We start from the raw sequence: 568 nt of genomic DNA on the forward strand, positions 1-568 counted from the left end.
CCCCGCCGAAGCGGGGTTCAAGGCACAACCGAGTCAACGCGCGCGCTTACTCGACCGGCGTGATATTCGAGGCTTGCGCGCCCTTCGGACCCTGGGTCACGTCGTAGCTGACACGCTGTCCTTCCTGCAGGCTGCGGAAGCCCTTGGAGTTGATCGCGGAGAAGTGCGCGAACACATCGGCGCTACCGTCTTCCGGAGAAATAAAACCAAATCCCTTGGCGTCGTTGAACCACTTGACGGTACCGTTCGGCATGGTGATGCGAGACCTTTTGCAGTGAATGGGTGGTGGTTGTGCGGCAGCCGCACCGGCGGAGTATGCAAAGCTTGCGCAACGAAGACAATCACCCGCGCGCCAGTTCCCCCACCAGCTCCGGCAGCCCGACCGAGGCCGCCTCGACATTGGCCAGCACCTCGGCCAGGGTGATTTCCTCGGCGTCGCCGCAGCCGGCCGCCCAGTTCGCCACGATCGCCAGGCAGGCGTAGTCCAGGCCCAGCTCGCGCGCCAACCCGGCTTCGGGCATGCCGGTCATGCCGACCAGGTCGCAACCGTCGCGGCGCAGCCGCGCGA

1 protein-coding gene and 1 pseudogene are annotated in these 568 nt (G+C 65.7%); both read right to left on the reverse strand.

The window, feature by feature from the left end:
- Positions 1-46: 46 nt before the first annotated feature.
- Positions 47-253: a cold-shock protein gene (locus tag CEK66_RS20240; RefSeq protein WP_003488188.1), complete on the reverse strand. Its 207-nt coding sequence runs from the start codon at positions 251-253 to the stop codon at positions 47-49.
- Positions 254-341: 88 nt separating this feature from the next.
- A pseudogene (locus CEK66_RS20245) lies at positions 342-568 on the reverse strand (S-methyl-5'-thioadenosine phosphorylase); the annotation flags it as partial.

Source organism: Xanthomonas sp. LMG 12460 (genome assembly GCF_009192895.1).
GTDB lineage: Bacteria > Pseudomonadota > Gammaproteobacteria > Xanthomonadales > Xanthomonadaceae > Xanthomonas_A > Xanthomonas_A sontii.

Bases quoted from the DNA above. Each gene is read 5' to 3' on its own strand.
- CEK66_RS20240 (WP_003488188.1), bottom strand. From the start codon at position 253: ATGCCGAACGGTACCGTCAAGTGGTTCAACGACGCCAAGGGATTTGGT.